This is a genomic window from Nonomuraea sp. NPDC052129 (assembly GCF_040680095.1).
Classification (GTDB): domain Bacteria; phylum Actinomycetota; class Actinomycetes; order Streptosporangiales; family Streptosporangiaceae; genus Nonomuraea.
Genome location: NZ_JBFAVX010000077.1, coordinates 1 through 4,950 on the forward strand (window position 1 = coordinate 1; position 4,950 = coordinate 4,950).

General features: G+C 67.5%; 6 protein-coding genes. 1 reads left to right on the forward strand and 5 read right to left on the reverse strand.

The annotated features are described in order from the left end of the window. From AB0L53_RS59135 to AB0L53_RS59155, 5 genes are all read right to left on the reverse strand, one after another. Window positions 1–266 (reverse strand): alpha/beta fold hydrolase (locus AB0L53_RS59135; RefSeq protein WP_364015852.1); only part of this gene is annotated, 266 nt, incomplete at its 3' end. A 70-nt stretch (window positions 267–336) separates the two neighbouring features. Next, window positions 337–618 (reverse strand): GNAT family N-acetyltransferase, encoded by a 282-nt coding sequence (locus tag AB0L53_RS59140; protein WP_364015865.1) that lies wholly within the window; start codon window positions 616–618, stop codon window positions 337–339. Then, complete coding sequence (locus AB0L53_RS59145; RefSeq protein ID WP_364015868.1) at window positions 615–965, reverse strand: hypothetical protein; 351 nt, start codon at window positions 963–965, stop codon at window positions 615–617. The genes AB0L53_RS59140 and AB0L53_RS59145 overlap by 4 nt, the downstream gene beginning before the upstream one ends. A gap of 142 nt (window positions 966–1,107) precedes the next feature. Continuing rightward, the gene (locus AB0L53_RS59150; protein ID WP_364015855.1) at window positions 1,108–1,623 is read right to left on the reverse strand and encodes a hypothetical protein; all 516 of its coding nucleotides are present in this window, start codon (window positions 1,621–1,623) and stop codon (window positions 1,108–1,110) included. 372 nt (window positions 1,624–1,995) lie between these two features. Continuing rightward, window positions 1,996–3,165 carry a hypothetical protein gene (locus tag AB0L53_RS59155; protein ID WP_364015858.1) on the reverse strand — a complete coding sequence of 390 codons (1,170 nt, stop codon included), beginning with the start codon at window positions 3,163–3,165 and terminating at the stop codon, window positions 1,996–1,998. A 127-nt stretch (window positions 3,166–3,292) separates the two neighbouring features. Between AB0L53_RS59155 and AB0L53_RS59160 the strand changes: the two genes are divergently transcribed. After that, a complete protein-coding gene (locus AB0L53_RS59160; RefSeq protein ID WP_364015861.1) occupies window positions 3,293–4,597 on the forward strand; it encodes an aspartyl protease family protein in 1,305 nt (434 codons plus the stop codon). The last annotated feature ends 353 nt before the right edge of the window (window positions 4,598–4,950 follow it).

The window sequence follows — 4,950 nt, forward strand, 5'->3', positions numbered from 1 at the left end:
ACCCGCTCGACATAGTCGTCAATGGCGATCTTGGCGAGCAGCGACGGCTCGGTCGCCAGCGCCTCAAGATCCTGCGGCGCCTGGTACCCACGGGGAAAGAACGCCTCGCCGCCATGTCCCGGAAGATCGACGGCCACGCTCCGGTGCCCACGCAGGTTGAGTTCGGTGACCAGCCCGGATGCCAGGGCGGATGAGGAGTTGGTGCCGTGGACGAACACCAGGGTCGGCGGGCGCCGATCAACGTTGGCCGCTGCTTCGTGGTTCATCTGTTCTTCCCTTGCATTTGTCGGTATTTGTCGAGTGCCGCAAGTCGGCGGCGTTGTCGTACGTCGGCCGTCAGCGGCTCGGCGGGCGCCACATCGGCCACAGGAGCGGGCTGTCGGCCACGCGAAGCGGTTCGCCGAGATTCTTGAATCCGTACCGCAGATAGAGGGCCCGGCTCCGGGGCGAACTCGCCTCCAGATAAGTGCCGAGCCCGTCGGCGTCCGCCCGTGCCAGCCGGTGCCGCAGCATCGCCGAGCCCAGCCCGGCCCCCCGCCGCTCGCCGACCACCCCTATGCACGGCAGGTAGAGGTGCGGTTCGTGAGTGGGGTGCCGCTCATCCAGAGCCTCACTCAGAGCCCGGGACCGCGCGCCGCTCTCACTGAAGACCGCGTCCGGGCCTGTCTCTGGTGCATCCGGACGCCCCTCAGAGACCGGATGCTCCCCAGCGAGCGTCTGGCCGCCGCCAACGTCAGCCACACCGACGCCCCCTCACGACGGCCGACCAGGTATGCCTCCCCGGCGGGATGGCTGAGCAAGGAGCGGTAGAAGCGCGGCTGCAGCCGACCCCTCTCGCCCGCCTCAGGGAAGGCCCAGCAGGCGACGGGATCGGTCATGAACGCCACGGCGAGGACGTCCAACACCGCCTGATGGTCTTCGACATCCGCCCGCCGCACGGATGCGTACGCCGTATCAAGTGCCATGCGCACACGGTATCGACACCGCCCGCCATATGCGCTCTATCCGGCCATTTAGCGAAAACAAGTGCACTAGTCCTGCCAGGTATTGAACTAGTACATATCCGACCTCACCACCAAGAGATCGGGAGCTCCAACCCGAACACGGTCAGGAGGATCCGCCACCCAGCCCCTGAGGCCGCTCCCACACGTCACGGCCGTTGCGCCAAAGCTCGGAAGCATGCTGCGCGAGCCGGTCGAACAGGCCGTCGTCCTGATGGCGCCGCAAGTGCAGCATCGGCGAGTCGTGCCCGACGAGCTTGGCCAGGTGCGGGGTGACGAGCATCTCGGAGTCGAAGCGGAACACGCTCATGGCGAGGTGCTCATCGCCGTACCGGGCCTCCACCCCCGCGACGTCCCGCAGTCGCTCGATCTCGGACAGAGTGATCCGGATGCGGGTCGAGACGGTCAGCGGAGCATTCTCCGCCTCCTCACGACGGCGGGTCACATCGCTGTCCGGGTCTCCGACCACGAACCAGACCTTGCATCCCTGCTGGGCTTTCCGCTCAAGGAGCGTTGCGAGATTGGGGTGTTCGAGCCACAAGAAGTAGTTGGTGTAGTCGGCGAACACGATCTCGCTGCCCGCGGAGTTGATCAGATTGCACCAGATCGACTTAGGGCACACGGAACGATACGGATAGACGGTCAGGACTTCGCGATCCGGCCCAGTTTTGAGGGTGTTGCGAAGAGCGTCTGGCCATAGCACGGATGTCTCAGCTCCTAGTGCCTCTCCGACGGACCACTGGCGTCGGAGGCGTGGAAAGCGAGTTCGTCCTGCAACCAGCGTTGGCCACGGTGCACCTCGGGGGACTGAGGACGTCGGGGACGTTTTGACGGTAACGCCGGAAGGTCCTGGACGTCTCGATAACGCGATGTGCACGGCACGTGACGCACGGGCAACTATGGCGACGGTAAGACCCGAGTGGCCACCACGACGTCGTGCAGGACGGCCCGGTCGCGGCGCACCAGCAGGGAGCGCGAGCGACACCCGGGCTGCTCAGCTTGGTGGCCGGCGTCTCCGGAGGATGACGTCCTGGCCATAATCGGACTCCGCCCCCGCGGTCCCAACCGCCCACAGCTGGGACGTCCCGGGGATCGCCGTCACCGCCAGGCGGTCCAGCCTACGGGCGTAGGCGTACTCTCGAGCCCATGCCCGGCCATTGAAGTGCAGGGCCACCATCGCATCGCCCCTATCGGGCCCAATCGCCCACACGTCATCGGGCCCGAACGCGGTGACGCTCCCAAGCGGTCCGGCCCCACCGGGCACGATCTCCCGCCGCCACGAGGACCCGTCCCAGTGCATGACGAGCGGCTCCGACTGCTCGATGTCCTCCTCCACGGCCTGGCAGCCGAACAACGGCGCCTCCTCGCCACCGATCCCGCCCACGGCCCACACGTCGTCCTCCGAAATCTGCCACACCTGGCTGAGGTAGCCTCCCGGCACGTCCGGGACCGTCATCTCGGCGTATCCCGTACCCGGGCTCGCATGCCAGACCGCGGGCCTGATGGCGGAGCAGCCATCGCGCAAGGCGGCGCCGACCACCCACACCTGGTCGCGCCTGGCGGTCACCGCGGCGAAGCGGCCCGAGACGACAGCACGCTTCCCGAACCTCCCGCCGGCCCACTCGACGGCGAAGGAGGTATCGCCCTCCTCACCGATCAGCACCGCCCGTCCCCTGTCGATGGACACGTCGGTGAACGTCTGATCCTCCTGCAGCCCGGACGGCTGCGGGTACGACCAGCGCTGCCCATCCCAGTGGGCTGTGTCTCCTTCGCCCACGATCCAGATGTCGTCGGCTCCGTCGACGTCGAACCCGCTCACGTAGAACTCCCGGCTACTCGGTGTGGCCTTCTTCCATGCTGACCCGTCCCATCGCTCGACGATCGGATTCCCTGCTCGATCCTCCGCGCCGTCCTCGTAACCCACCGCCCACGCCCGCCGGGGGCCGTCAGCCACCACGTCGACCAGCCCCGCGCTCGCCGAGAGCTTCGGCCCCTCGATCACGCCCCACTGCTCGGAACGCGTAACCACTTCCCCGGCGCCCGTGCTCTTGGCGGCCGAGGGAGTCGCGATCGGAGGACTCGATCGAACGGCTCCCTGCCCCGAGCACCCGGCGGCCACGCCCAGGCATACCACGACGAACGTCGCAATCCGTTTGATCTCCACAAGAGCGCATTATGACCGCGCGCCAAAAAGAAACGCCGGGGAAACACGCTTCCATGTTGTGTGGCCTCACAACCGCTGTGATCATCTCGGCGGTGCGACTCGTCGAGCACGACATGAGGACTCTGACATGACCCCTCCTGCCGATTCCCATTCCCCCGACCGGCGCGCGTTCCTGCGGCGAGCAGGCCTGGCCGTGGCCGCGGGCGCGAGCCTCCCCCTACTGGATTCCGCCCCGAGCCCGGCGTTCGCCTCCGCGGACGACCCTGATCAGCTGTTCAAGGAGGGCAGGTTCACCGCGGCCGAGCGCGGCTATCGGCGGCTCCTACGCGAGGATCCGCGGAACGCGCAAGCCTACGCCCAGGTCGGATACATCGCCTTGCTGTCCAACCGCTTCGGCGACGCGGAGCAGCACCTGTCCAAGGCCGTCGCCCTGCAGCCCGGCGACGTCGCCTCGGCGCAGCGGCTGGCCGAGTGCTTCGCCCGGCAAGATCAGCTCGCCCGTGCGATACCGCTGCTCCAGAGCACGAACCGCCCTCGCGACAAGGCGTACGCCGACCTCTACTCCCACATCAGCGGCACACCGTGGCAGATTCACGGGGCGCAGAGCGCGCACGTGCCCTTCGTCACCCTGGATCCCGTTCCTGCCGTCGAAGCCATCCTGAACGGGGGGAAACCCGGGAAGTTCTGGCTCGACACCTACGCAACGCTCGATCTGTCGCGCGAGGTGGCGGAAGAGGCGGGTCTGCGCGCAGTGGCCACCCACTCAGGAGGGGTCGCCAACAATCAACCGATCACCATTTGGCTCGGCGTCCTGGACTCGTTCAAGATCGGTAACATCGAGATCCGCAACCTTCCGGTGCAATGGAGCGACGCGCGGCGGCCGTCGCTGCCCGACGGGTCACCGGCGGCGGGCGCGTTCGGAACGACGATCTTCTACCACTTCCTGACCACGATGAACTACGCCGGCCGGGCCCTGATCCTGCGGCGCAAGACCAAAGGCGCACCGCGAGCACGCGCCACCGACCGGCTCCCGCTGTGGCTGGCCGGCGACCACTACCCGTGCACGCTGGGCAGCCTGGGCGACTACGGACCACGGATGGTCACCGTCGACACCGGCGGCATCGGCAGCGGTCTCGACACCACGGTGGAGATCGCCGAACGGGTGGGCATCAAGGTGGACTACGACCATCCCATCGAACAGCCCGGAACCAAGCTCTATCCGATCACGGCCGAGCGGATCAGCCTGAGCGGAGCGGTCGGGCGCAGGGTGCGCGGTCACGCGGCCGAGAAGGTCTTTCCCGGCTTCCCTGGCCCAGGCCAGTCCGCGCAGTTCGGCTTCGACCTGATCGCCAACTTCACCCACGAATTCTTCAAGCCCTTCGCCATCACCTTCGACTACACCGACATGCGCCTTCACATCACGCGCGGCTGAGTCCTGCCGACGGCGGCGCTGCTCTGGTCGGAAGTGAGGATCTTGCGGGTGTACGGGGGCACAGCGGACGGGCGTGAGGCGGAAGGAAAACGATCTCGCCTTCGCCTCCTCGGTCCGCCGGAACGCCTCGAGGAAGGCCACGGCGACGCCCGCCGCCCCGTGCGAGAGGCCGGTGAGATCGTGCTGGTTGCGCAGGCCGGAGTCCCGGCGCACCGTGAACGGCGTTTCCAACCAGTTCCATGCCGCATGGCCGGGAACCCCGGGGTGAGGTCAGCGGCTGGCGAGCTCGGCGAAGATGTCCACCAGTTCAGGTCGGTCGAACGGCCCGAAATGGGGTGCCGCGATGCTTCGTA